Annotated in this window: 21 protein-coding genes and 1 pseudogene; 7 read left to right on the top strand and 15 right to left on the bottom strand. The window is 72.5% G+C overall.

The genetic code is table 11. The features are described from left to right. Window positions 1–322: 322 nt before the first annotated feature. Window positions 323–1,042, bottom strand: a complete 720-nt coding sequence (locus FR742_RS07360) for a hypothetical protein (protein WP_148030239.1) — start codon at window positions 1,040–1,042, stop codon at window positions 323–325. A 129-nt stretch (window positions 1,043–1,171) separates the two neighbouring features. Here FR742_RS07360 and FR742_RS07355 point away from each other — a divergent pair, with 129 nt between their 5' ends. Further along, complete coding sequence (locus tag FR742_RS07355) at window positions 1,172–1,408, top strand: hypothetical protein (protein ID WP_148030238.1); 237 nt, start codon at window positions 1,172–1,174, stop codon at window positions 1,406–1,408. Here the strand turns inward: FR742_RS07355 and FR742_RS07350 are convergent, their stop codons facing one another. The 8 genes from FR742_RS07350 to FR742_RS07315 all read right to left on the bottom strand — a co-directional run bounded on the left by FR742_RS07350 (window position 1,409) and on the right by FR742_RS07315 (window position 11,830). Further along, window positions 1,409–2,041 carry a class I SAM-dependent methyltransferase gene (locus FR742_RS07350; protein WP_148030237.1) on the bottom strand — a complete coding sequence of 211 codons (633 nt, stop codon included), beginning with the start codon at window positions 2,039–2,041 and terminating at the stop codon, window positions 1,409–1,411. A gap of 64 nt (window positions 2,042–2,105) precedes the next feature. After that, entirely contained in the window at window positions 2,106–2,639 is a 534-nt protein-coding gene (locus FR742_RS07345; RefSeq protein ID WP_148030236.1) for a DUF4878 domain-containing protein, read from the bottom strand. A 313-nt stretch (window positions 2,640–2,952) separates the two neighbouring features. After that, complete coding sequence (gene nirD / locus FR742_RS07340; protein WP_148030235.1) at window positions 2,953–3,330, bottom strand: nitrite reductase small subunit NirD; 378 nt, start codon at window positions 3,328–3,330, stop codon at window positions 2,953–2,955. Next, complete coding sequence (gene nirB, locus FR742_RS07335) at window positions 3,327–5,756, bottom strand: nitrite reductase large subunit NirB (protein ID WP_148030234.1); 2,430 nt, start codon at window positions 5,754–5,756, stop codon at window positions 3,327–3,329. Before nirB ends, nirD begins: the two co-directional genes overlap by 4 nt. Beyond that, window positions 5,753–7,147: an FAD-dependent oxidoreductase gene (locus FR742_RS07330; protein WP_148030233.1), complete on the bottom strand. Its 1,395-nt coding sequence runs from the start codon at window positions 7,145–7,147 to the stop codon at window positions 5,753–5,755. The genes nirB and FR742_RS07330 overlap by 4 nt, the downstream gene beginning before the upstream one ends. Continuing rightward, window positions 7,144–9,264, bottom strand: coding sequence for a molybdopterin oxidoreductase family protein (locus tag FR742_RS07325; RefSeq protein ID WP_148030232.1), 2,121 nt, complete (start codon window positions 9,262–9,264; stop codon window positions 7,144–7,146). The genes FR742_RS07330 and FR742_RS07325 overlap by 4 nt, the downstream gene beginning before the upstream one ends. 4 nt (window positions 9,265–9,268) lie before the next feature. Further along, a complete protein-coding gene (locus FR742_RS07320; RefSeq protein WP_148030231.1) occupies window positions 9,269–10,579 on the bottom strand; it encodes an MFS transporter in 1,311 nt (436 codons plus the stop codon). Between the two features lie 138 nt (window positions 10,580–10,717). After that, on the bottom strand, window positions 10,718–11,830 hold the full coding sequence (locus FR742_RS07315) for an epoxide hydrolase family protein (protein WP_148030230.1): 1,113 nt from the start codon (window positions 11,828–11,830) through the stop codon (window positions 10,718–10,720). A gap of 61 nt (window positions 11,831–11,891) precedes the next feature. On the opposite strand from FR742_RS07315, the gene FR742_RS07305 reads away from it, so the two are divergent. Both FR742_RS07305 and FR742_RS07300 read left to right on the top strand, forming a co-directional pair. Beyond that, window positions 11,892–12,866 (top strand): YafY family protein, encoded by a 975-nt coding sequence (locus FR742_RS07305; protein WP_187281033.1) that lies wholly within the window; start codon window positions 11,892–11,894, stop codon window positions 12,864–12,866. A gap of 38 nt (window positions 12,867–12,904) precedes the next feature. Further along, a complete protein-coding gene (locus FR742_RS07300) occupies window positions 12,905–13,159 on the top strand; it encodes a hypothetical protein (RefSeq protein WP_261808392.1) in 255 nt (84 codons plus the stop codon). Between the two features lie 65 nt (window positions 13,160–13,224). On the opposite strand, the gene FR742_RS07295 is transcribed toward FR742_RS07300, so the two are convergent. Continuing rightward, window positions 13,225–14,202, bottom strand: a complete 978-nt coding sequence (locus FR742_RS07295) for an NAD(P)-dependent alcohol dehydrogenase (RefSeq protein WP_148034392.1) — start codon at window positions 14,200–14,202, stop codon at window positions 13,225–13,227. A gap of 86 nt (window positions 14,203–14,288) precedes the next feature. Here FR742_RS07295 and FR742_RS07290 point away from each other — a divergent pair, with 86 nt between their 5' ends. Beyond that, window positions 14,289–14,936 (top strand): TetR/AcrR family transcriptional regulator, encoded by a 648-nt coding sequence (locus tag FR742_RS07290; protein ID WP_261808391.1) that lies wholly within the window; start codon window positions 14,289–14,291, stop codon window positions 14,934–14,936. Here FR742_RS07290 and FR742_RS07285 read toward each other — a convergent pair whose 3' ends face one another. After that, window positions 14,937–15,407, bottom strand: a complete 471-nt coding sequence (locus tag FR742_RS07285; RefSeq protein ID WP_148030228.1) for a GNAT family N-acetyltransferase — start codon at window positions 15,405–15,407, stop codon at window positions 14,937–14,939. It abuts the gene before it with no gap. 235 nt (window positions 15,408–15,642) lie between these two features. Between FR742_RS07285 and FR742_RS07280 the strand changes: the two genes are divergently transcribed. Then, entirely contained in the window at window positions 15,643–16,791 is a 1,149-nt protein-coding gene (locus tag FR742_RS07280) for a DUF418 domain-containing protein (RefSeq protein WP_148030227.1), read from the top strand. An 87-nt stretch (window positions 16,792–16,878) separates the two neighbouring features. Here FR742_RS07280 and FR742_RS46360 read toward each other — a convergent pair. Both FR742_RS46360 and FR742_RS07270 read right to left on the bottom strand, forming a co-directional pair. After that, a pseudogene (locus tag FR742_RS46360) lies at window positions 16,879–18,822 on the bottom strand (GTP-binding protein); the annotation flags it as partial. 282 nt (window positions 18,823–19,104) lie between these two features. Beyond that, window positions 19,105–19,680 carry an HD family hydrolase gene (locus FR742_RS07270; protein ID WP_148030226.1) on the bottom strand — a complete coding sequence of 192 codons (576 nt, stop codon included), beginning with the start codon at window positions 19,678–19,680 and terminating at the stop codon, window positions 19,105–19,107. Between the two features lie 203 nt (window positions 19,681–19,883). Here FR742_RS07270 and FR742_RS07265 point away from each other — a divergent pair, with 203 nt between their 5' ends. Together FR742_RS07265 and FR742_RS07260 are read left to right on the top strand one after the other, a co-directional pair. Then, window positions 19,884–20,456 carry a hypothetical protein gene (locus tag FR742_RS07265; RefSeq protein WP_148030225.1) on the top strand — a complete coding sequence of 191 codons (573 nt, stop codon included), beginning with the start codon at window positions 19,884–19,886 and terminating at the stop codon, window positions 20,454–20,456. Window positions 20,457–20,513: 57 nt separating this feature from the next. Next, window positions 20,514–20,837 carry a putative quinol monooxygenase gene (locus FR742_RS07260; protein WP_148030224.1) on the top strand — a complete coding sequence of 108 codons (324 nt, stop codon included), beginning with the start codon at window positions 20,514–20,516 and terminating at the stop codon, window positions 20,835–20,837. A gap of 42 nt (window positions 20,838–20,879) precedes the next feature. Here the strand turns inward: FR742_RS07260 and FR742_RS07255 are convergent, their stop codons facing one another. Further along, window positions 20,880–21,332, bottom strand: a complete 453-nt coding sequence (locus tag FR742_RS07255; RefSeq protein WP_148030223.1) for a VOC family protein — start codon at window positions 21,330–21,332, stop codon at window positions 20,880–20,882. A 101-nt stretch (window positions 21,333–21,433) separates the two neighbouring features. Next, window positions 21,434–22,558, bottom strand: coding sequence for a sensor histidine kinase (locus FR742_RS07250; protein WP_148030222.1), 1,125 nt, complete (start codon window positions 22,556–22,558; stop codon window positions 21,434–21,436). Between the last annotated feature and the right edge of the window lie 67 nt (window positions 22,559–22,625).

Raw genomic sequence — 22,625 nt, 5'->3', positions numbered from 1 at the left:
CGGGCGGGCGCTCCCCGGAGATGACGATCGTCTCCGCCTCGTCCTCAACCTGCGGACCAGCTCCCGCCCGACGCCACCACCGCCAGCAACCCGCCACCCGCTGCGGCGAGCAGCATCATGTACGGGGACGTCCGTGATCACCTCCAGAGCGGTTCGGGCGCTACCCCGATCGTGTCCGCCTTGTCACCGACCCGCGGGTCCGGCTCGCGTCCCCCGGCGTGGCAACCGCAGCGCCACCACCGCCAGCAACCCGCCACCCGCCGCAACCGCCAGCAGTCCGTACGGGGAACGCCCGTGATCACCCCTGAAGCGCGGCGTACGCCTACCCCGAGATGACGATCGTGTCCGCCTTGTCGTCGACTGGCGGGTCCGGTTCGCGTCCTCGGCGCGGCAACCGCAGTGCCGCCACCGCCAGCAGAGCGCCGCCTGCTGCGGCGAGCAGGAGTGTGTACGGGGGGACGCCGACGGTGGATGTTACTGGGGCGGGCGCGGCAGAGGCGGCGGGTGCAGCGGAGGCGGTGGGGGCGGATGCCGCGGTGGGAGGGACTGGGGAGGCCTCCGGTACGCCTTCGAGGTCGGGGATGCCCGGGGGACGGATCACGCCCCAGTAGTCCACGGTCGGCTCACGAAGGGCCTTGACCAGCTCGGGGTCGAGGGGGTTGATCTCGATCCGGCCCGGCACGGTGAGGGTCCCGATCTCGTACGGCTGGAACATCCCCTGCACGCCGGTCAGCTTGTGGACGCCCTCGGGCACGTTGACGGCGGCCGCGTAGTGGCCGGGCTCGGGCAAAGGGCTGCCGGGGAACTCGCGGACGAGGCCGTCGGCGCCGGTCAGCCGCAGCGCGGTCGGGCCCAGCTCGCCCTCGAACGGGTGGGTGCCGTGCTGCAGGACCCAGAAGCCGATCGTGTACGACGTGCCGGGAGCCAGCGAGGACGGCACCGGATCGAGATACGTGAGCGCCCACCCGCCGGACGCCGAGGCCGGGGGCGCGCCCGCGATCAGCGCGGCAGCGGCGGCCAGGATGACCATCAACCTTCTCATGTCACACCTCCGGCCGTGATACACCGCCCGGCGGTCCCAGGTTCCCGAGGGCGGTGCGTTTCCCGCCCGCGCGACGCAGAATTGAGGGGCCATGCGGGGGATCCGGCGAGATGCGAGGAGGCCCGCGCCGTGTTCGCCACCGGACGCGAATACCTGACGGGGATGCTCGACGTCCTCGTGCACGAGGGGATGCTGGCCGAGTGGCGGCGCGAGTCGCCCGACGGCTACGTGCTCCGCACGCATGAGGGCGAGGAGGTCACGCTGACGTCGTCGCAGGCCGCGATGTGGACGCACGGCGCGTTCGCCGCCTATCTGGCCCTGGTCGACCAGGGCCGCATCAGCCCGCGGCTGCCGGGCGGCACGTGATCAGGGGTTGCGTGCCCGGCCGAGGATGTGGGCGAGCGGGGGCGCGCCGGGGATCCGGTGGGTGAACCGGTCGTGCTCCTCGATGACCAGGCCCGCGGCTCCGATGGCCGCCGCCGTGTCGCGGTTGGGGTGGCAGCCGCCGGCCACCCGCGACCACAGCGGGGTGACCAGGTCCTGCAGCAGCCCGCGGACGGGCCGGTCGGAGCGCACGTGCTCGAAGAAGCGCAGCTCGCCGCCGGGCTTGAGCACCCTGCGCAGCTCGGCGAGCGCGCCCGCCGGGTCGGGGACCGAGCAGAGCACGAGCGAGACCACCACCGCGTCGAACTCGACCGGCCCGGACGGCAGCGCCCCGGCGTGGCCGGGCACGACGCGTACCGGCACGGGGGCGGTGGCCGCGGCCCGCTCGGCGGCGGCGCGGAGCACGTCGTCGGGCTCGACCGCGACGACCTCGCGCACGCCCCGCGGGTAGTGGGGGAAGCTGAGCCCGTTGCCGGCGCCGACCTCCAGGACGCGGCCGCTCAGCCCGTCCAGCAGGCGGGTGCGCAGTTCGCCCGTGACGGGCTCGGCCCGCCGGCTCATCCGGTCGTACGCGCGGGCGAACCGGGGATGCTGGAACCGCGAGAGATCCTGCATGGCTCCCACCGTATGCGGACAAGCCGGGCGACGGCGCCCGGCGTGCCGGGCGCCGTCGCCTCGTTCAGGACGCGCTGTTGCTCATGTAGCGGTCGATCTTCCAGGAGTCGTTGTCCTTCATCAGCAGGAAGAACCCGCGGGTCGCCTCGGCGCCCTGTCCGGAACTCGCGAAGACGAAGGCGCTCTTGCCCATGGTCTCCGACTCCTCGATGCTCGGCGTGCCGCCGGCGCCCTGCTGACCCTTGAAGAGCTCGGTCAGCGCCTGCGTGCCCTCCGCCGTCTCGTGTCCCTGCACCGCCGCCACGCCGTCCGAGGTGAACATCTTGGCGGCCTGCTCGCCGTTGCCCGAGGCGAGCGCCTGGTAGAACTTCTCCACCACCGAACGGGGCGAGCCCTTGCCGGTCTCGGTCGGTGTCGCCGTGCCCGTTTCGCCGGGCATCGGGCTTTCGGTCATGCCGGTCTCGGTGCCCGTCGGCGAGGCGGGGCTCGCCGCGCCCTTCATCGCTTGTCCGGTGCCGCCCGCAGCGCAGCCGGCGGTGAGGAGGGCAGGAACGACCATGGCCAGCAGGACGCCCCTGCGCAGGAATTTCATGCTCATGGCCGCAGTGATGCCCGCCCCGGTCGTCCGGGAATGCGCGCTTGATCCAGTCCGGACGAGTCCTTTACCGGCTGCGGATTACTCACACGAATGGTTCACCCGATTTGTCGAGATCGTTCAGAGGTGCGATCGTTGCCACCTCGATACCAATTTGGCGAGGCGTCGCCTATAGCGTCCCTTCAGTGCCGCAAATTAAGGCGAACCTAAGCACGGAGCCCGAGCCCCTGCCCCTGCGTGAGGAGGCCGAGCGCTGTGCCGCGGTCGACGCCGGCCGACGCTGCGTGCTCCCGGCGACTCACCCGGGCGCCCACGTCTACCCGCCCACCGACACGAGCCCGCGATCCTGAGCGCGGGCGCCGGACGGCGGAACACTGACGGACACCTGCACCGCGCCGTCGCGGACGCGCGCCCGGTAGACGGGGACCGCGACCGCGGGCTCGTCCAGGCAGCGCCCCGTGACCAGCGAGAACACCTGCTTGTGCAGCGGCGAGGCGACGGTCGCCTCGCCCTTCCTGGTGCCGACGATCCCGCGTGAGAGCACGTACGCCCCGCTGAACGGGTCGCGGTTGCCCAGCGCGTGCACCGTGCCGTCGTAGGTGCGGAAGAGCGCCACCTGCTCGCCGTCCACCAGCGCGCACACGCCGCGCTCGGGCAGCAGGAGGTCGTAGCCGCAGATGCCGATCCAGTTCATGACATCACCACCGGTTTGATCTGGTCTCGCTCTGTCGCGAAGACGATGGACGGGTCGGGGACCCCTGGTGCGTTGACGAAGCTGACGAACCGGCCGAGCTTGTCCGGGTCCTCCAGCGTGGCCCGCCACTCGTCGGCGTAGGTGGCGACGTGCCGCTCCATGTGCGCGTCGAGGTCGGCGCAGATGCCGAGCGAGTCGTCCATGATGACCGAGCGGAGGTAGCCGAGCCCGCCGTCGAGCGACTCCAGCCACGCGGAGGTGCGCTGCAGCCGGTCGGCGGTGCGGATGTAGAACATCAGGAACCGGTCGATGGTCCTGATCAGCTCCTCGCCGGTCAGGTCGGCGGCGAGCAGGTCGGCGTGGCGGGGCTTGAAGCCGCCGTTGCCGCCCACGTACAGGTTCCAGCCCTGCTCGGTGGCGATGACGCCGAAGTCCTTGGACCTGGCCTCGGCGCACTCGCGGGCGCAGCCGGAGACGGCCGACTTGAGCTTGTGCGGCGAGCGCAGCCCCCGGTAGCGCAGCTCCAGCGCGATGGCCATGCCGACCGAGTCCTGCACCCCGTACCGGCACCAGGCCGAGCCGACGCACGACTTCACCGTGCGCAGCGCCTTTCCGTAGGCGTGGCCGGACTCGAACCCGGCGTCGACGAGCCTGCGCCAGATCTCCGGGAGCTGGTCGACGCGGGCGCCGAACAGGTCGATCCGCTGCCCGCCGGTGATCTTCGTGTAGAGGCCGAAGTCGCGGGCCACCTCGCCGATGACGATGAGCTTGCCGGGGGTGATCTCGCCGCCGGGGATGCGCGGCACGACCGAGTACGTCCCGTTCTTCTGGATGTTGGCGAGGAAGTGGTCGTTGGTGTCCTGCAGGGCGGCGTTCTCGCCCTCCAGCACGTGCCCGTTGTGCAGCGAGGCGAGGATGGAGGCCACGGCGGGCTTGCACACGTCGCAGCCACGGCCCTCCCCGTGCTCGGCGATGAGCTGGGAGAACGTGCGGATGCCGCGCACCCGTACGATGTCGAACAGCTCCGCCCTGGAGTGGGCGAAGTGCTCGCACAGCCCCTTGCCGGTGTCCACGCCGGCCTTCTCCAGCAGTTGCTTGAGCATCGGCACGCAGCTCCCGCAGGTGGTGCCGGCGCGGGTGCACGCCTTGACGCCGGGCACGTCGGCGCAGCCCTGGTCGTGGATGGCGGCGCGGACGGCGCCGGCGCTGACGTTGTTGCAGGAGCACACCTGCGCGTCGTCGGGCAGGTCGAGCTGGACCCCGCCGCCGGCGAACAGCAGGTCCGCGGGGGGTGCGGGCAGCGGCTTGCCGACGTAGGAGCGCAGCGTGCCGTACGGGGACGCGTCGCCGACGCAGATGCCGCCGAGCAGGGTGGTGGCGTCGTCGCTGATGAACAGCTTCTTGTAGACGCCGCCCACCGGGTCCATGTAGGTGACGTCGAGCGCCCCTTCCATGGCCCCGAACTGGGCCACCTCGACGCCGAGCAACTTGAGCTTGGTGGACAGGTCGGCGCCGCCGAACGCCGCCCCGCCGCCCGTGATCCGCTCGGCGGCGACCTCGGCCATGGTGAAGCACGGCCCGGCGAGCCCGTACACCATGCCGTCGTGCAGGGCGCACTCGCCGACGGCGTAGATGTGCGGGTCGGAGGTGCGCATGGCGGAGTCGACGACGACGCCGCCGCGCTCCCCCACCGCCAGGCCGCACTCCCTGGCCAGCTCGTCGCGCGGCCTGACCCCGGCGGAGAAGACCACGATCTGGGCCTCGACGAGGGCGCCGTCCGGCGTGCGGAGGCCGGTGACCTTCCCCCGGCCGTCGGTGACGATCTCCTGTACGCCGGAGCCCGCGTGCACGCTCAGCCCGAGCGCCTCGATGTGGCCCTTGAGCACCGCGCCGCCGCCCTCGTCCACCTGGCGGGGCATCAGCCACGGGCTCATCTCCACGATATGGGTGCGCAGCCCGAGCCCGCGCAGCGCGTCGGCGGCCTCCAGGCCGAGCAGCCCGCCGCCGACCACGACGCCGTCGGTGGCCCCCTCGGCCGCCGCCCTGATCGCGTCCAGGTCGTCGATGGTGCGGTAGACGTGCGCGTGCCCGGCCCCCGGCACCGGCGGCACGAACGGCCTGGACCCGGTGGCGAGCACCAGCACGTCGTACGGCTCCGGCTCGCCGCCCTCGACGGTCACCCGGCGGGCCCGCCGGTCGATGCCGGTGACGCGGCTGTTCAGCCTGGTCACCACGCCGGGCGGCACCGGGTAGGACAGCTCCTCGGCCGAGACGCCGTCCAGGTACGAGGTGAGCGCCACCCGGTCGTAGGCGGGCCTGGGCTCCTCGCCGATGACCGTGATCGTCCCGTCGAAGCCCCGCTCCAGCAGGGCCTCCACGAGCCGGTGGGCGGCCGGCCCGTACCCGGCCACGACGATCTTCCTCATGCGGGAACCCCTTCCTGTTCGCACAGCCAGCCGACGATGCCCGCCACGGCGTCACGGCAGGTACCGCAGCCGGTCGTGGCCCTGGTGGCGGCGGCCACGCCGGCCACGTCCCTGGCGCCCGCCTCCCAGCACGCCCTGATCTGTCCCTTGGTCACGTCGTTGCAGTGGCACACCTTGGCCGCGTCGGGCATCAGCGTCGGGCTGTCAGCTCTCGCCGCCGGCGCCGGCCCGGGGAACAGCAGCCCGGCCCGGTCCCCCGGCAGCGGCCCGCCGCGGTCGTAGAGCTGGGTGAGGGTGCCGACGGCGTCGGTGTCGCCCAGCAGGATCGCGCCGACGAGCCGGTCGTCGCGGATGACGAGCTTGCGGTAGGTGCCCCGCGCCCGGTGGCTGAAGCGCACCACCTCGGCCTGCTCGTCGGTGAGGTGCGTCTCGCCCATCGCGGCCAGCTCGACGCTGCTCGCCTTGAGCCGGGTGACCAGCCGGGAGCCGCGGTAGCGCGACGCGCCGCCGGTGATCACGTCGGCGGCCACGGCGGCCTGTTCCCAGGCGGGCGCGACCAGCCCGTACACGGTGCCGTCGTGCTCGGCGCACTCGCCGATGGCCAGGATGGACGGGTCGTCGGTGCGCAGCTCGTCGTCGACCACGATGCCGCGCCGCACTTCCAGCCCGGCCTCGGCGGCCAGCGCGGTGAGCGGGCGGACGCCGCAGGCGAGCACCACCAGGTCGCCCTCGACCAGCTCGCCGCCGGCCAGCCGGACGCCGCCGTCCTCGACGGCGACGGCGCTGGCGCCGGTCCTGATCTCGACGCCGAGCCCGGCCAGCGTCTCGCCCAGCACCAGGCCCGCCTCGGGGTCGAGCTGCCGTTCCATCAGGTGGCCGGCCAGGTGCAGCAGCGTCACGGGCAGCCCGCGCCCGGCCAGCCCGCGGGCGGCCTCGACGCCGAGCAGTCCGCCGCCGATCACCACCGCGCGGCGGCTGTCGGCGGCGGCCTTGACGATGCGGTCGCAGTCGTCGAGCGTCCGGAACGGGATGGCGCGCCCGGCGCCGGGGATGGGCGGCACGATCGCCTCGCTGCCGGTGGCCAGCACGAGCAGGTCGTACGGCGCGCGCCGGCCGTCGGCGGTGTGCACGGCGCGCGACTCGCGGTCGATCCAGGCCACGGCGCTCCCGAGCACCGCCTCCACCCGGTGCGTGTCGTACCAGGACAGGTCGTGCAGGCCGAGCTGCTCGGGCCTGGCCTGCCCGGCGAGCACGTTCGACAGCAGCACCCGGTTGTAGGGGCTGCCCTGCTCGGCGCCGAACACGGTGACCGGCATCCGCGGGTCGCGCGCCCGTACCTCGCTGACCAGGCGCGCGCCCGCCATCCCGTTGCCGACGACGACGAGCCTCATGTGACCCGCTCCACCCGTACGGCGCAGACCTTGAACTCCGGCATCCGGGACGTGGGGTCGAGCGCCGGATTGGTCAGCCGGTTCGCCCCCTCCCAGTGAAACGGCATGAACACGGTGTCGCTCCTGATCGCGTCGCTGATCCTGGCCACGCCCTGTCCCTGGCCGCGCCTGCTGGTGACCCGCACCAGGTCCCCCGCCCCGATGTCCAGCCGCCCGGCCAGATCGGGGTGGAGCTCCACGTACAGTTCGGGCACGGCGGCGGCGAGGGCGGCGATCCTGCGGGTCTGCGCGCCGCTCTGGTAGTGCGCGAGCACGCGGCCCGTCGTGAGGTAGACGGGGTAGTCGTCGTCGATCTCCTCGGCCGGGCCCCGGTGCTCGACCGGCACGAACCTGGCCCGCCCGCCGGGGGTGGCGAACGAGCCGAGGAACGGCCGCGGCGTCCCCGGGTGCCCCGGCTCGGGACACGGCCAGAAAACCCCGACTTCCGCCCCGCCCCGATCATCCGCGCGGTCCCGGGCCTCTCCTCCGTACGGGACGTCTCCCTCATCGCGGGTTTCCCGGGGCTCTTCCGTTTCTCCCGTGATGCGGTCGTACGTGATGCCCGAGTAGTCGGCCGGGCCGCCCGCGCTGGCGCGGCGCAGTTCCTCGAACACCTTGCCCGGCTCGTCGGCGAAGTCGTGGCCGAGCCTGCGGGCCAGCCCGGCGATGACCTCCAGGTCGCTCCGCACGCCGGGCGGCGGCCGGACCGCCTGGCGGCGCAGCAGCACGCGGCCCTCCAGGTTGGTCATGGTGCCCGTCTCCTCGGCCCACTGGGTGACGGGGAACACCACGTCGGCCAGCGCCGCCGTCTCCGACATGACCACGTCGCAGACGACGAGCAGGTCCAGCGACCGGATCCGCTCGGCGACCCGGGCGGAGTCGGGCGCGGACACGACCGGGTTGGAGCCGAACAGCAGCATCGCCTTCGGCCCCGCCGGTGTGCCGAGCGCCTCCAGCAGCTCGAACGCCGACCGCCCAGGACCCGGCAGGTCGCCGGGGTCGACGCCCCACACGCCGGCGACGTGCTCGCGGGCCGCCGGGTCGTCGATCCTGCGGTAGCCGGGGAGCTGGTCGGCCTTCTGCCCGTGCTCCCTGCCGCCCTGGCCGTTGCCCTGCCCGGTGAGGCACCCGTACCCGGAGCCGAGCCGTCCGGGCAGGCCGAGCGCGAGCGCCAGGTTGACGAACGCGGTGACGGTGTCGGTGCCCTGGGCGTGCTGCTCGGCGCCGCGCCCGGTGAGCACGTACGCGTTCTTCGCGTACGCGAGCGCGCGCACGGCCTCGCGCATCCGCGGCACGGGCACGCCGGTGATCCGCTCGACGCGCTCCGGCCACCAGGCGGCGAGCGAGGTCCGTACGGCGTCGAACCCGCTGGTGCGCTCCTCGACATACGCGGCGTCGACCAGGTCCTCGGCGACGGCCAGGTGCAACAGGCCGAGCGCGAGCGCCAGGTCGGTGCCGGGCGCGGGCCGCAGGTGCAGCCAGGCGAGCCTGGCCGTGGCGGTGCGGCGCGGGTCGATGACGATGAGCCGCGGCCCGTCCAGGTGGCGGACGAACGGCGGCATGGTCTCGGCCGGGTTGGCGCCCGCCAGCAGCACCACGTCGGCCCCGGCCAGGTCGGTGACGGGGAAGGGCATGCCGCGGTCCATGCCGAACGCCCTGATCGAGGCGGCGGCGGCCGACGACATGCAGAAGCGGCCGTTGTAGTCGATCTGGCTGGTGCCGAGTGCGACCCTGGCGAGCTTGCCCAGCAGGTACGCCTTCTCGTTGGTGAGCCCGCCCCCGCCGAACACGGCCACGCCGTCGGGGCCGTGTTCGAGCCTGATGGCGGACAGCCGGTCGGCGACGTGGCCGAGCGCCACGTCCCAGTCCACCGGCCGCCCGTGCAGGAGCGGGCTGGTCAGGCGGGCGCCGTTGGTGAGCAGGTCGGCGGCGGTCCAGCCCTTCTGGCACAGGGCTCCGGCCGCGTTGGCAGGGACGTCGGTCCGCGGCGTGATCGTGATCCCGGACGCGGTGGCGCTGATCGCCATCCCGCACTGCAGCGCGCAGTACGGGCAGTGGGTCTTCACCGGCTCGGCCATCCGGTCAGACCCTCGCGTGGGCGAGGCTGGCCACCCGAGAGACGCCGACGGTGCGCAGGTAGCACCACCAGGTCAGGCCGGCGCAGCTCGCGTAGAAGAGGCCGAAGGCGAGGAACGCGCCCGCCGGGCTGCCGGTGGCGGCGAACGACATGCCGAACGCCCGGTTGATGAGGAAGCCGCCGAGCGCGCCGACGGCGGAGATGATGCCGATGGCGGCGGACGCCTGCCGCTTGCCGTGCAGCAGCGCCGCCTCGTCGTCGCCCTTCTCCGCCACCGCCTTGGCCTGGAAGATCGCGGGGATCATCCGGTAGGTGGAGCCGTTGCCGATGCCGGCGGTCAGGAACAGCGTCTGGAAGGCGAGGAAGAACAGCCAGAAACTGCCCGATCCGGACGCCGCCCAGACGAGCAGGACGCCGCCGCCCATGGCCGCGAAGTTCCACAACGTGACCGGGGCCCCGCCGAGCCGGTCGGCCAGCCACCCGCCCACCGGCCGGATCAGCGACCCGATCAGCGGCCCGGCGAACGCCACCGCGGCCCACGGCGCGTCCGGGAACAGGCTCGTGCTGAGCAGCGGGAAGGCGGTCGAGTAGCCGATGAACGAGCCGAACGTGCCCACGTACAGGAACGACATCACCCACGTCTGTGCCTTGCCGGCCACCGCGAGCTGCTCGCGCGGGCTGGCCTTGGCGCTGGTGAGGTTGTCCATGAAGAACCAGGCGCAGACGGCGGCGACCACGACGAACGGCAGCCAGAACCACCCGGCGGCGGCCAGCCCGAACGCGCCGATCACCAGCGGCATCACGAGCTGCACCGAGCTGACGCCGATGTTGCCCCCGGCGGCGTTCAGGCCGAGCGCGACGCCCTGCTTGCTCCGCGGGTAGAAGTAGGTGATGTTGGCCATGCTGGAGGCGAAGTTGCCGCCGCCCACCCCGGCCGTGGCCGCGATCAGCAGGAACATCCAGTACGGGGTGTCCGGGCTGCTCACCGCGACCCCGAGCAGCACGGCGGGCACGACCAGCAGCAGCGCGCTGACGACGGTGAAGTTGCGTCCGCCGAACCTGGCCGGCCCGAACGTGTACGGCACCCGCAGCACGGAGCCGATCAGGTTCGGCAGCGCGACCAGCCAGAACAGCTGGTCGGTGGTGAACTCGTAGGCGCCCATCCGGGCGGCCACGATGCTCCACAGCGTCCAGACGGTGAAACCGAGATGCTCGGCCAGGATCGAGAAGACCAGGTTGCGCCGGGCGACCTTCCGGCCGGTGGTCCGCCAGAAGGCCGCGTCGTCGGGATGCCACTCGGCGATCCAGCGCGCCATCATTCCTCCTACGTTCTGAGCTGACTCGAACGTAGGAACCCGGGGTTACGCACAGAGGCGGATCGGCGCTGTGCGTTCGTTACGGGTGACTCACCCGGGCAACAGGCGATACACAAGCGTCACGCCGGAAACACGCCGTTAACGAACGCTCCTGAAGAAGGCCCGGATGTCGCGGACCAGCAGCTCCGGCTCCTCCATCGCGGCGAAGTGGCCGCCGGTCTCGAACTCGGTCCAGTGCACCACCTTGTCCGTCCGCTCGGCCAGCCTCCTGATCGGCAGCACGATGTCGTGCGGGAACACCGCGACGCCGAGCGGGGTGGGCGACGACTGCGGCATGGACCAGGCGTGGGAGAACTCCCAGTAGATCTGCGCCGCCGAGTCGGCCGTGTTCGTCAGCCAGTAGAGGCTGACGTTGGTGAGCAGCCGGTCCCGGTCCACCGGCCGGTCGGTCCATTCGCGGAACTTCTCCGCGATCCAGGCGAGCTGCCCCGCCGGCGAGTCGGCCAGCCCGAACCCGAGCGTGTGCGGCCGGCTCGACTGGATCGCCATGTAGCCGCCCATGTCCCCGGTGAACTCCTCCAGCTTGGCGAGCCGCGCCTTGTCGGATTCGCTCACCTCGCCCAGGTCGCCCGACGGGAACGTCATGAGGTAGTTCACGTGCACGCCGATCACGTGCTCGGCGTCGGTCAGCCCCAGCTCGCGGGAGATCCCTGACCCCCAGTCGCCGCCCTGCGCCCCGTACCGCTCGTACCCGAGCCTGGCCATCAGCGTGGCCCAGGCCCGGGCGATCCGGCCGAGCGTCCAGCCGGTGCCGCGCAGCGGGGCGGAGGGTCCGAAGCCCGGGACGGACGGGATGACCAGGTGGAAGGCGTCGGCCGGGTCGCCGCCGTGCGCCTCCGGGTCGGTCAGCGGCCCGATCACGTCGAGGAACTCGACGACCGAGCCCGGCCAGCCGTGGGTGAGGATCAGCGGGGTGGCGTCCGGCTCGGGCGAGCGCACGTGCAGGAAGTGGATGTCCTGGCCGTCGATCTCGGTGACGTACTGCGGGTGGGCGTTGAGCTCGGCCTCGTGCGCCCGCCAGTCGTAGCCGGTGGCCCAGTAGCCGGCCAGCTCGCGCAGCTCCGCCACGGTGACGCCGCGCTCGCTGCCGGCGCCCGGGGTCTGTACGGGGTAACGGGTCCGGCTCAGCCGCTCGCGCAGGTCGTCGAGGTCGGCCTGGGGGATGTCGAGGTGGAACTCCCTGATGGTCATAGATGTACCGTCCCAGGGATTGTGGCAAGCTTTTTGCCGCTTTTTCCGGGAAAATCGGCAAATGCCGGAAACCTCCGCGCGGCTGCTGCGCCTGCTGTCGCTCCTGCAGACCCGGCCCGCCTGGACCGGCGCCGAGCTGGCCGAACGCCTCCAGGTGAGCCCCCGGACCGTCCGCTACGACATCGGCAAGCTGCGCGGCCTCGGCTATCCGGTCCACGCCACGCCCGGGGTGGCCGGGGGTTACCGGCTGGGCGCCGGGGCCGAGCTGCCGCCGCTGCTGCTGGACGACGAGGAGGCGGTGGCGGTCGCGGTGGGGCTGCGCACCGCCGGTGCGGTGGAGGGCATCGAGGAGACGTCCCTGCGCGCCCTGGCCAAGCTGGAGCAGGTGCTGCCCGACCGGCTGCGCCGCCGGATCCGGGCGCTGCACGCGGCCACCGTGTCCCTGGCGCCGGGCGGGCCGGCCGTCCCCGCCGAGACGCTGACCGCCGTCGCCACCGCCTGCCGCGACCGGCTCCGGCTGCGGTTCGACTACCGGACGCACGACGGGTCCGTACGAATGCGGGACGTGGAACCGTACCGGCTGGTGCACACCGGGCGGCGGTGGTACCTGATCGGCTGGGACGTGGAGCGGGACGACTGGCGCACCTTCAGGGTCGACCGGCTCGCGCTGCGGACGCCCGGCGGCCCGCGCTTCACCCCCCGGGAGGCGCCGCCCGCGTCGATGGTGCCGAAGGGGGTCGACACGGCGCTGATGCGGCACCGGGCGCGGGTCACGGTGCATGCCCCGGCCTCCGTCATCGCCCCGCACCTGCCGGAATCGGTGCTCGTCGAGAGCGCCGGAGACCGTACGTGCGTGGTGCACGCGGGCGGCGAGACCCCGATGCGGCTGGCGCTGCACATCCTCGCCCTCGACGCCGATTTCACCGTCGACGACCCCCCTGAGCTGCTGGAAGCCCTGCGCACCCTCTCGGCGCGGGCCGAGGTTACGGCGCTCGGGACAGGGGAACAGCATTCACAGCAAGGGGGGACATCATGATCAAAATGCTCCACAAGATGGGCATCAAGTCAAATCACATGTATCTGGCAGGAATCGGCTCCGTCGGCCTGGCCCTGGCCAGCTGGATGATGTCGAAGAACTACGAAGGCGCGGATCTGGATCGCGCCGACCGCTGGGGGATCTTCATCGGCGAGTGGGCGCCCACGTTCTTCGCCATGGGCGTGGCGCTCCGCATCGAGGAGACGCACCGCGAGCTGGGTGAGGGGCCGGAGGAGATGTACGGCCAGACCGGCCGCCAGCCGGAACGGGTGCACGCGGGCACCGGCATGTGACTTCCGAGAAGGCCCGCAGCCCGCCAGGTCTGCGGGCCTTCTCGCGTCCCGCCCCGGCTCGTGGTTCAGGTCTGGGAGCCGGCCGTGCCCAGGGTCCGGACGACCACTTTCCCGCGGACGCCGCCGGCTTCCAGCGCGCGGTGCGCCCCGGCGATGTCCGCCAGCGGATGGACGGTGTCCACCACCGGCCGGATCGCCCCGATCTCCACGAGCCGCGTCAGGTCGGCGAAGAGCTCGTGGGTGGGGTTCCCGCTGAAGAACCGTACGCGTCGCGAGCCGTACACGGTGGAGACCAGGATGGAGGCCAGGGACGGGACGAGGCGGCCGAGGTCGAAGCTGATCGTCACCATGCGTCCGCCGGGTGCGAGGAGCCGGCGGTAGGCGCTCAGGGCGGTGCCGGCGGTGTCGAGGATCACGTCGAACCGGCCGAGGTCGCCGGGGCTCGTGGTCGCGTAGTCGACGGCTTCGCCGGCGCCGAGGTCCCGTACGAAGTCGAGGTTGCCCTTCCTGGCCAGCCCCGTGACGTGCGCGCCGTACGCCCGGCCGAGCTGGACGGCGACGCTGCCGACGCCGCCGCTCGCGCCGCGCACCAGCAGCCGCTCCCCCGCCCTGAGCCCGGCCCGGTCGCGCAGCGCGGTGATCGCGGTCGTGCCCACGCCGGGCAGGGAGGCGGCCTCGACCAGGTCCGTCCCGGCGGGCGCGAGGGCCAGGTGGCGCGGGCGGACGACGACGTACTCGGCCGCAGCGGAGCTGATCGCCCGGCCTCCGCCCCACACCCGGTCGCCCACCGCGAGGCCGCGCATGGGCGAGCCCAGGGCGGCGACCTCTCCGGCGAAGTCCATGCCGAGGGTCTTCGGGAAGCCCCGGCTCATCAGGCCGGTCAGCGGGCGGAGCCGTCCGGCGCGGGCCGCAAGTTCGCCCCCGTTGACGCTGCTGGCGTGCACCCGCACCAGCACCTCGCCCGGCCCGGCGACCGGTTTCGGCACCGTGGCCTCGTACAGCACTTCCGGGGGCCCGTACCTGTCGTAACGGGCGGCGCGCATCTCGCTCACTGGTCCTCCTCGGGTGTCAGGCCCGACCCTAGGCCGCAACCGGAGGGGGTGCTCCACTTGGCGCTAATGTGAGAAGAGTGCCTGCCCGTTCCTCTCGGATAACGCTGCGCGCCGACGCGCGGCACAACCGCGACCGCATCCTCCAGGCGGCCCGCGAGGCGTTCGCCGCCCGCGGGCTCGACGTGCCGACGGCGGCGATCGCGCGCCGCGCCGGGGTCGGCGTCGCGACCCTCTACCGGCGCTTCCCCACCCGCGAGTCGCTGGTCGCGGAGGTGTTCGCCGACCAGCTCTCCGCCTGCGCCTCGACCGTCGACGACGCCCTGGAGGACCCCGACCCGTGGCGCGCCTTCCGCACGGTCATCGAGACGCTCTGCGCCATGCAGGCCGCCGACCGGGGATTCACCGCCGCGTTCCTGACCGCGTTCCCCGAGGCCCTGGACTACGAGGACAAACGCGCCCGCGCCGAGCGGGGCTTCGTCGAGCTCACCCGTCGCGCCAAGGCCGCCGGACGGCTGCGTCCCGACTTCGACCTGGCCGACCTCGTGCTGCTGCTCCTGGCCAACAACGGCATCGTCACCGAGTCGTCCGAGGCCGCGGCGGCCGCCTCCCGCCGCTTCGTCGCCTACCAGCTCCAGGCCTTCCAGGCCGACCGCGCTGGACCGCTGCCGCCCCCGCCCCCGCTCGGCCTCGACAGCCTGTACGCCTCGCCGTCCACGGGCCGGTAGCTACTTGCCGAACCGCTCCAGGGCGTCGCCGCTGAGCCGGTAGCGGATCCACTCGTCGCAGGGGATGGCGCCGATGGACTTGTAGAAGTTGATCGTTGGTTCGTTCCAGTCGAGCACGGACCATTCGAAGCGCCCGTACCCGCGCTCGAGGCAGATCCGGGCCAGCTCGGTCATGAGAGCCTTGCCGTGGCCGCCGCCCCGATGCTGGGGGCGCACGAAGATGTCCTCCAGGTAGAGGCCGTGGGTGCCCGTCCAGGTGGAGAAGCTGAGGAACCACATGGCGAAGCCGGCCACCTCGCCGTCGTCGTTCTCGGCCATGTGGGCGAACACCTTGGGCTCGGGGCCGAACAGCGCCTGGCGCAGCTGCTCCTCGGTGGCCTCGACCTCGTCGAGCGACTTCTCGTATGCGGCCAGCTCACGGATCAGCTGGTGGATGGCGGGCACGTCGGCAGGGGTGGCAGAGCGAATCACGCACACAGATTAGGACATATCCACTAGAGCAGCAGATTCAGGAGCAGCGTCAGCAGCACCGACAGCACGACCGACACGATGATCATGATCAGGCAGCCCAGCCCGCCGCCGGCCGGCCGGATGTCCCAGTTCCCGAGTCTCATGCCTGACGGCTGCCCCGGATACATCCATCGATGTATCCGAGATCAGCCCATGTGAGGACCTTCTCCCCGCTGGGCGACGGCATCGTGGAAAGGTGACAGGCAACAGGATCGAAGCACTGGACGTGCTCAGGGGCGCGGCGATCGCGGGCACGCTGGGCACGAACATCTGGATCTTCACCAGCCCGGGCGGGCCCGCCGATCTGGCGGGGGCGCTGGGGCAGGCGGGGGCGCTGGAGTCGTTCCTGCGCTTCCTCGCCAACGGCAAGTTCCTGGCGCTGCTGACCCTGCTGTTCGGCGTCGGGCTGGAGCTGCAGTACCGCTCGGCCCGGCGGCGCGGGCTGCGCTGGCCGGGGCGCTACCTGTGGCGGGCGGCGCTGCTGTTCGCCGAGGGGCTGCTGCACTACGTGCTGGTCTTCGAGTACGACGTGCTCATGGGGTACGGGGTGACCGCGATCGTGGTCGCGTACCTGATCGGGCGGAGCGACCGGGTGGTGACCGCCTGGATGGCGGCCGTCGGGTCGCTGTTCGTGCTGTTCGTGGGGCTGGCCACGGCCGCGCTCCTCTACAGCGGAGCCTCCCTGGCCGGATCCTCGCCGGGTTCGCTGTTCACCGAGGGGTCCTACCTGGACCAGGTGGCGTCCCGGATCGAGCTGGCCGGGGTGTACCGGGCGGAGGCGGTGTTCATCGTGCCGCTGGGCGTCGTGCTGTTCCTGCTGGGGGCCCGGCTGCTGCGGGCGGGCGTGTTCGACGGCACCGAGCGCGGCGCGGCGCTGCGGCGCAGGCTCATGGCGATCGGCCTGGGCGCAGGGCTGCCGCTCAACCTGGTCACCACGTTCGCCGGCCCCGGCTGGTTCCTGGTGGACCGGTACCTGCTGCCGCCCCTGGTGGCGCTGGGCCTGCTCGCCCTGATCACCTCGCTGGTGCGCCGGGACGCCGCGCCGGGGCCGCTGCGCCGCGGCCTGTCCAACGTGGGCAGGACCGCTCTGAGCTGCTACGTCTTCCAGAACGTGGTCGCCTCGGCCCTCTGCTACGGCTGGGGGCTCGGGCTGGCCGCCCGGCTCGACTGGCTGCGGCCCTGGTGGGTGCCGGTGGCGTGGCTGGCCATCTGCGCGCTGTTCATGGCCCTGTCCACGCTCTGGCTGCGGCGGTTCAGCCGGGGGCCGATCGAGGCCGCGTGGCAGTGGGCGTACCAGCTGCCGTGGCGGTCGGCGCCGGCCCCCGCGCGCTCCGGGTCCGCCTAGACCATGCGCACCACGTGCAGCAGGTACTCCTTCCGGTTGCGGCTGGTAGCGGTCGAAGGCGGTCTCCAGGACGCCTTCGCCGCGGGTCAGCGACGGCAGCGCCCGCTCCAGCCCGTGCACCAGCGCCGCCGGCACCGTCCCCTCGATCCGGTACGTGTCGCCGTGCGGCCGCGAGCCCGTCGGGACGGCGCGCAGCCGCGACAGCACCGGCAGCACTCCGCCCAGCAGGTCGGCGGGGATCTCCAGGTGGAAGCGGTGCAGCGGCTCGTGCACGCGGGTGCCGGCCTGCTTCAGCGCGTCCATCAGCACCAGCGGCGTCAGGTTGCGGAAGTCGCCGGCGGTGCTGGACATGCTCTTGTCGAACACGCCGTGGGAGTGGCTCTGCCGCGCCCAGTAGCCGGTGTGGGTGAGGGTGACAGCGCAGTCGATCACCTCCCAGCCGTGCAGTCCCTGCTGGAGCGTCTGCCGCGCCGTCTCCTCGACGGCGCGCATGAACGTGTACGGCATCGACCCCAGCTCGACCGCCAGCCGGAACGTCACCCCCGACCCGATCGGCCCGGGTTCGACGCGCAGCCCGACCGTGCCGAGGAACGGGTTGCCGCCCTGGGCGATGAACTCGGCCGCCGCGCCGGTGCCGGCCGGGCGTTCGACGCAGATCGTGGTGGTCTCCTCGAACGTCACCTCCAGCCCGAACTCCTCGGCCAGCGTCTGCTGGATGACCTCCTTCTGCACCTCCCCGTACAGGGAGACGTAGGTCTCCTGCCGGACGTCGTCCTGCCGCAGGCCGATCAGCGGGTCCTGCTCGGCGAGCTGGGTGAGCGCGGCGTGCAGGGCACCCCGGTCGGCGGCCCGGACGGGCGTGACGACGGTCTCCAGCGACGGCGGCGCGAAGTGTCGGCGCACCCGGCCGCGAGCCGGTCCGACGCGAATGCCGACGCGATCGGCGACACGATCGGCGTGGTGATCGATGACGTGATCGATGACGTGGTCGGCGGCGTGGTCGGCGGCGTGGTCGGCGGCGTGGTCGGCGTGCTGATCGGCGAACTGGTCGCCGATGTAGTCGCCGACGCGGATGCCGCCGAGCCCCGACAGCAGGCCGATCCGACCGGCGCCGACCGCGTCCGCGCGGACGGCGGTGCCGCGGTCGAACACCCCGATCGCCGTCACCTTGCCGTGGCCGGGAACGGTGTCGCGGACCCGGAGCGTGCCCGAGAACATGCGGACGTAGGCGAGGCGCTCCCCCGCGGGCCCGCGCTCGACCTTGAACACGGCGCCGGACGGCGGCCCCGACGCGTCGCCTTCGGCGGCGGGCAGCAGGTCGCGGATGCCGTCCATGAGCGCGGGCACGCCCGCCCCGGTGATGGCCGAGCCGAAGAACACCGGATGCGCCAGACCGTCGCGCGCCTGCCGGGTGAGCGCCTGGCGCAGCCGCCGGTCCGTGATGGGCCGGTCGTCCACGTACGCGGCGAGCAGGGTCTCGTCGTGGTCGGCGAGCAGCTCGGCCAGGCGCGGGTCGGCGGCGGGGGTGGCGGCGGCGGCGCGGGTGCCGAGGCCGGTGACGGCCGACATGGCGACGCCCGACGGGGCCAGCCGGGCCCTGACCGCGTCCAGCACCTCACCGTACGCGGCGCCGCGCCGGTCGATCTTGTTGACGAAGATCAGCGCGGGGATGCCGAGCCGCCGCAGCGTACGCATGAGCACGCGCGTCTGGGCCTGCACGCCCTCGACGGCGGAGACCACCAGAACGGCGCCGTCGAGCACGTCCAGCACGCGCTCGACCTCGGCGATGAAGTCGGGGTGGCCAGGCGTGTCGATGAGGTTGACCGTCACGTCGCCGATGGGGAAGGAGACGACGGCGGATCTGATCGTGATGCCGCGCCGGCGTTCGAGCGCGAGGGTGTCGGTGCGGGTGCTGCCCTGGTCGACGCTGCCGAGCTCGTCGATGACCCCGGCGGCGTGCAGCAGCCGCTCGGTCAGGCTCGTCTTACCGGCGTCGACATGCGCGAGGATCCCGAGGTTGAGTGTTCTCACGGAGCGTCATGTCCTGTGCGTAGAAGGAAGTCTTCAGCTGGGTGGACATGAAAGTTGCTCGCATTTCTGCTCCTCGCTCGCGGGATGCCGTTCCGCCGCTCAGCTCAGCAGACCGGCGCGCGCGATCACAACCGATTTAATTTCGGGAGTTTCACCTCATATCCCGCATTCTGACTCGTACGGAGAAATTTCGTGATATGAAGTGTCATGGAGATCCTGGGAGATCAAGCGCGACAGGGCCCCGGTCAGTGAGCAAGGACCGGGGCCTTTCGCGTGCCGTGATCAGTCGCCGTTGAGCACCGGTGTGATCCACTTCAGCGTGCCGGTGCGCAGCGCCTCTTCCGCCAGGCGCTTGCCGGTGACGGTCCTGAGCGCGGCCAGCGAGCTGTCGATCCACGGCTGCACGTTCTGGTTGCCCTGCTCGCGATACTCGACCGCCTGGATCAGGCACTCCAGCTTGTCGGCGTCACGCGCGCACACCGCCTCCAGGCTGTCCTTCTCCTCGTACTCACGGACCGCGCCGCTCACCATCTCCGCCACCTCGCCGGGCAGGCCGCGCGTCTGGTCGGCCGTGACCTCCTCGTTGGAGGCGGGCTTGAGGTAGCGCTTGCCGATGTACGGGATGTCGGTGATGCGGGTCTCCTGCGTGTCGTGGAAGAGACTCATGAACGCGGCCCGTTCCGGGTTGCCGCCCTCCAGCTTGGCGATCATCCCGGCGATGACGGCGGTGCGGAAGGAGTGGTCGGCGATGCTCTCCGGATCGCGCACCCCGGCCACCAGCCAGCCGGTGCGTTTGTAGCGTTTGAGCAGCCCGAACTCGTACAGCAGCCCCGCCACTCCCGCGAGTTCGCCAGTCACGGAGATTCCCCCTCAACCTCGGTCCGGCTCGTGAGCCGAGCGTAGACGACGCGTGCCCGTCCCGGCGTGACGCGAAACCTCGCGGCGGGGCGGCGGCGGCGCGGTAGGCGGCGGCTCCCGGTTGTCCCCGGTTTCCGTCATGATCGTGCCGGGGCGCGGTTCACCGAGGAGGGCCCGGGTAGCGGCCAATCATGTCCACTGGCATGTCAGCGCGGCTGCTCGCCTGCGCCGCCGCACTGGTCCTGGCGTCGACCGGCTGTTCCAGCTCGGTCGACCCGAACGACCCCGCCCGCCTGAACCGCCCGCAGAACGACGGGGCGAACGGCGACGTGCAGGGGGTGCACGTACGCGACGCGTTCCTGCTCGGCGAGATGTCCACCGCGTCACCCGCGGGCCAGCAGGCCCTGTACGCGGTGCTGATCAGCAACCGCGACCGGCCCGACCTGCTGGAGCGGGTCACCGTGGAGGGCGGCGGGACCGTCCGGCTGGTGGGGCCGGTCGAACTGCGCCCCTACGAGGCCGCCACCCGGCCCGACCAGCCCATCGGCATGGCCAGCGGCATCCCCGGCAACTACGTGCCGATGACGTTCACGTTCCGCGACGCGGGCGCGGTGCGGATGGCGGTGCCCGTGATGGCGCGGCAGGGCAGGTTCGCCAGTCTGCCGCCGTCGCCGGCCGGCACGCCGACGCCCACGTCGACCCCGTCGCCCAAGCGGTCCGGCCCGACGCCGAAGCCGACCGTCCCGCCGGAGCACGCCACCCGCGAGCCGGGCTGATCAGGCTCGCCCGCCCTACCATCGGTGAGGACCCCGTACCGTAACGAGAGAGAACAAATGATCTTCATCACCGCGAAGTTCCGCGTCCGGCCCGAGTCCGCCGACCGGTTCGCCGAGGTCACCGCCGAGTTCACCCGGGCCACCCGCGCCGAGCCCGGCTGCCTGTGGTTCGACTGGTCGCGCAGCCTGGACGACCCGAACGAGTACGTGCTGGTGGAGGCGTTCAAGGACGCCGACGCGGGCGCCGCGCACGTCCAGTCGGACCATTTCAGGAAGGCCCAGCAGGACCTGCCGCCGCACCTGGCCGAGACGCCGCGGATCGTCAACACCACGATCCCGCAGGACGACTGGTCGCTGCTGGGCGAGATGGCGGTCGACTGACCCGGCGCGGGGCCGGCGGCTCGCCCGCCGGCCCCGCGAGGGTCAGGACTTGGCCGCGTCGCGCAGCGCCCGCACGTCGATCTTGCTCATGCCCATCATCGCCTGCGCCACCTTCCCCGCGACCTCGGGGTCGGGGTGGCTCAGCAGCTCGGGCAGCTCCCTCGGGATGATCTGCCAGGACAGGCCGTAGCGGTCCTTCAGCCACCCGCACCGACCTTCCTCGCCGCCCTCGGTGAGCCTGCCCCACAGCTCGTCGACCTCCTCCTGCGACTCGCAGTCGACGAGCAGCGAGATCGCCTCGTTGAAGGTGTGGGCCGGGCCGCCGTTGAGCGCCAGGTAGCGCTGCCCCGCCAGCTCGAACGTGACCATCATCGCCCCGCCGTCCGGCCCCGGCTGGATCCCCACCACCCGGGAGCCGGCGAAGAGCGAGGTGTAGAAGGTGGCGGCCTCCTCGGCCTGGTGGTCGAACCAGAGGTAGGTGGTGATCTTCTGCATGACAGCGTCCTTTCAGGGTGCCGTTCGTCGTCTCACCGACGCGTCGAACGCCTCCGCGCCGGATCGACACGGCCGCCAGAAGTTTTTCCGGCCCGGGACGCTCACACCGGCAGCACCGCCCGCACCCGGAACCCGCCCTCCGGGACCGGCCCCGCGGCGAGCGTCCCGCCGAACATCGCCACCCGCTCGCGCATCCCGACCAGCCCGTAGCCGCTCTCACCCGGCCGGGGCGGCGGGCCGGACGGCCCCCGGTCCACCACCTCCAGCGTGAGCTCGCGCGGCCGGTAGCCGACCGTCACCGTCACGTCGGCCGGCCCGGCGTGCTTGAGCGTGTTCGTCAGCGCCTCCTGCAGGATCCGGTAGGCCGACAGGTCCAGCGCGGGCGGCAGCGGCACCGGTTCGCCGTGGATCTCCGTCTTCACCGTCAGGCCGGCGGCGCGTACCTGGTCCACCAGTTCGTCCAGCCGGTCGAGCCCCGCGATCGGCACGGTCCCGTCGCTCTCGGGCCCGCGCAGCAGGTTGAGCATGAGCCGCAGCTCCTCCACCGCCTCCCGGCCGGTCGCCTCGACGGTGGCCAGGATCTCCCGCTCGGGCGCCCGCTCCTGCCCCAGCATGAGCCGGACCCCGCCGGTGCGCATGGTCATCACGCTCACGCTGTGGACCACGATGTCGTGCAGCTCGCGGGCGATGCGGGCGCGCTCGGCGGAGACGGCCTCGCGGGCGAGCAGCTCGCCGCGCTCCGCCGCCCGCACGGCCAGCGCCCGGTAGCGGCGCACCGCGATGCCCGCGCCGGCCGCGACGGTGGTCATGACCACGGCCACCGCGACGTCGCCCCACCCGGGCGCGTTCGAGGACGCGGCCAGCATCGCCGCCACGAAGACGCCGGTCATCGCCAGCCCCGTCACCGCCCGCCGGTCACGCGGGCGCACCTCGCTCAGCAGCGTGAACAGCAGGAGCAGCTGCGTGTAGTACTGCCACGCCGCCGCCACGTCCGCGACCAGCAGGAACCCGGCGACGTTCGCGATCGTGTACGCGGACAGCACCCCGAACGGCGCCCGCCTGCGGAACAGCACGAGCACCGCCGCGGCGACCCCGGCGGCGATCCACCACGCCGCCTCCTGCCTGTCAGGGGCGGCGGTGCGCTCGCCGATCTCTTCGGCCACCGCGAACAGCCCGACGACGCCCGCCACGAGCCAGTCGACCGGGGAGGGGATACGCGGCGCCATGCCGGAAGTATGACCTGTGACCGGACCGGATCACGTGCCGGGTGGGCAACGGTCGTCCGGTTTCCGG

Origin of the sequence: Nonomuraea sp. C10 (assembly GCF_008017515.1) — a bacterium.
Classification (GTDB): domain Bacteria; phylum Actinomycetota; class Actinomycetes; order Streptosporangiales; family Streptosporangiaceae; genus Nonomuraea; species Nonomuraea ferruginea.
This window is presented reverse-complemented; position numbering and strand designations above follow the sequence as displayed.